Below are 3,265 nucleotides of genomic sequence, written 5' to 3'. Positions count from 1 at the left end.
GTTCTTGTTATAAATACCAGAATAATAAGCTACTGATATTCCCTATCTTTTTTATCTTTAATCCATCATAGCTAGCAATGCAACAAAGCCATTCCAGTGTCAAGCACTGGAATGACATCATCTGTTGTGCAATTTACCTTCAAAAATGAATGTTCGTACAGTTATGGAAGACACATTGGAATGACACTATTTGCTGTCTTCAAAAATAAACATTCGTAAAGTTGTGCTTTTAATATGGGTTATCAGTTTAAAAATGTTGCTAATCAGCATATATGAATGTAATATTAATTAACATTCATAAACGAAGCAATACCATGGAAAATAGTTATAATGCCGATGCAATAAAAATCTTAAGGGGTCTTGATGCTGTAAGGAAACGTCCAGGTATGTACATTGGTGACACTGACGATGGATCTGGCTTGCACCACATGGTATATGAGGTTGTTGATAACGCAATAGATGAATCTTTAGCTGGATATTGTGATCAAATTGAAGTTAGCATAAATAAAGATGGTTCAGTATCTGTAACTGATAATGGTCGTGGCATTCCAACTGACATTCATGAAGAAGAAGGAATATCAGCAGCAGAGGTAATAATGACTCAACTCCATGCTGGTGGTAAATTTGACAGCAATACCTATAAAGTTTCTGGTGGATTACATGGTGTTGGAATCTCAGTTGTGAATGCATTATCAAGCTGGTTGGAATTAATTATTTGGCGCAATAAGAAAGAACACTTTATGCGTTTTGAAGATGGTGGGTCTATTGAACCTTTAAAGGTAGTCAACGAAAATACAAACAAAAGAGGAACTAAAGTCACGTTCATGCCATCAACAGAGACTTTTAATGGCATTAATTTCAGTTACTCAACGCTTGAAAGTCGTATAAGAGAATTAGCGTTTTTAAATTCAAATATCGACATTACTTTACGTGATCTGCGCAATGAACCATATACAGAATCTCATTTCAATCAGAGCAATCAATCTAAAGACAATTTTGGTACAGCAAATTTTGTGCAGTATTTAGATAAGAATAAGACACATGTAACTAAAATTGCCAGTATGAAAGGAGATGCAGAAGATCTTGGCATCAGCTTGGAAATATCGATGGAATGGAATGATTCCTACTATGAGAATATGTTGTGTTTCACTAATAATATACGGCAACGAGATGGTGGTACGCATTTGGCAGGATTTAGATCTGCACTAACTAGATGTATCAATACCTATGCAACTAATGAAGGGTTTTTAAAGAAAGCAAAAGTAAATTTAACTGGAGAGGACGTTAGAGAAGGTTTAACTTGTGTTTTATCTCTTAAGATGCCTGATCCTAAGTTTTCTTCACAAACAAAAGATAAACTAGTTAGTTCTGAAGCACGTGCAGTTGTAGAAAGTATAGTTTCTGATAAATTGAGCACAATCCTTGAAACTGATCCCAAATTGGCAGCAAGCATAGTAGAAAGAGCAATCAGGTCAGCAAAAGGAAGAGAAGCTGCAAGAAAAGCGCGCGAGCTAGTTAAAAGCAAAAACAATATTGATATTGCAACTCTGCCAGGAAAGCTTGCTGATTGTCAGGAAAAAGCTCCTGAGTTATCGGAATTATTTATAGTAGAGGGTAATTCAGCAGGTGGTACTGCAAAGCAGGGGCGTAATCGTAAAACACAAGCAGTGCTTGCCTTAAGAGGAAAAATTCTAAACGTAGAACGTGTAAGTTTAGATCGTATTTTTTCATCTGCAGAAATAGGCTCTTTAATTACTGCAATTGGTGCTGGAATAGGGAGTGAACACTTCGATATTGAAAAAGCTAGATATCATAAAATTATCATCATGACAGATGCAGATGTTGATGGTTCACATATAAGAACTTTGATTCTGACCTTCTTTTTTAGACACATGCGTGAAGTTATTGAAAAAGGCTACTTATACATAGCACAGCCACCCCTCTATAAAGTTACAAAGAATGCTAAAGACACTTATATTAAAGATGACGAAACTTTTGAAGAGTATATAATAAACTCAGCAGTTAAAAGATTAACACTAAGTAGTACAGCTACAGAATTTAACGATTTGCGCCTTATTTTGAATAAATGCGTTAGCATTTCTAATATTAGCAAAAATTATGATAGAGAGATACCACAAAATCTCTTAGAGTCATTGCTAATTTTAAGCAAAAAGAATGCTCTATCATCGGCTGATGATATATTAAAGTATTTGAAGTTAATGTACAGCGAATATACTTGGGAAGTGGAAATAAAAGATGAAGAAAAAGAAATTCACGTCTCTAAATTGTTTCAAGGATTGGCAGACAAATATATATTTGCACTTAGTATGCTTGAAGGCAAAGATATGCAAAACATATTAAGTTTGCTTGATGGTATAAGTAATTTATTTAATGGTGATTCATTTTTAAAATCACAAGAAACTGAAATAAGAATCACTTCTCCAAGTACGCTTGCAAAAATAATAATGGACTATGGTAAAAAGGGTTTAACTCTGCAGAGATTTAAAGGTCTTGGTGAAATGAATGCTGATCAGCTATGGGATACTACGTTAAATCCTGAGNAGGCTAGAACTTTACTAAAGGTTGAAATAAAAGATTGTGAAGAAGCTGATTCCATATTTTCAATACTAATGGGTGATATAGTTGAACCACGCCGTGATTTTATTAATAGCAATGCACTCAACGTGCATGATGTTGATATTTGAACTTTTAGCAAAATGTACGAACGTTACGGGTTCAAGCAAAGACTGTGTCATTCAAGTAGCTGACACTGGTTCCTTTATAACGGTGTCATTCCAGTGCTTGACACTGGAATCCAGGTTGCTCACAAGCAAACTAGCATAGAAAGTGGTTACAGCGTTTTCGATGAGATTGCAGAAAGGCTGGATTCCAGTGTCAAGCACTGGAATGAAAGCAGTCCTATGTTATGCCGCGATTCATTCGCGGTATCTCTAGATCCCGCTAACAAGCAGCTGGATGACGGTTGTCAGGGTGTCATCCCACTACCTTCTCCTGTCATCCCAGTGCCTCCCTCCCCTGTCATCCAAGTAGCTTGACACTTGTATCTTTATGATGTGAGGCATTAGAGCTAAAATACCTCACAGGGAGGGTGAAGCTGATGCAACGCTAATGCCATTAAGGCCGAATCCCAGATTTTGCTTCCCTCCCATAGAGTTATAGCTCTTCTCATAATAATCCAAATAAGGTAAGAATGGATTTATGGTAGAGGGGTTTGTATGCCAGCAGCGTATAGTTACGACTTAAG

Annotated in this window: 2 protein-coding genes; both read left to right on the top strand. The window is 36.3% G+C overall.

Going from position 1 to position 3,265, the window contains the following annotated elements; translation table 11 throughout:
• Positions 1–314 precede the first annotated feature (314 nt).
• On the top strand, positions 315–2,705 hold the full coding sequence (gene gyrB, locus OZD66_RS02655; RefSeq protein ID WP_275022146.1) for a DNA topoisomerase (ATP-hydrolyzing) subunit B: 2,391 nt from the start codon (positions 315–317) through the stop codon (positions 2,703–2,705).
• 93 nt (positions 2,706–2,798) lie between these two features.
• Positions 2,799–3,056, top strand: a complete 258-nt coding sequence (locus tag OZD66_RS02650; protein WP_182366263.1) for a hypothetical protein — start codon at positions 2,799–2,801, stop codon at positions 3,054–3,056.
• Positions 3,057–3,265 lie beyond the last annotated feature (209 nt).

The sequence above is a fragment of the Wolbachia endosymbiont of Drosophila baimaii genome (assembly GCF_028982185.1).
Classification (GTDB): Bacteria; Pseudomonadota; Alphaproteobacteria; order Rickettsiales; family Anaplasmataceae; genus Wolbachia; species Wolbachia pipientis.
Note: the sequence above shows the minus strand (reverse complement) of the source record. Positions and strands in the feature narration are given on the sequence as shown.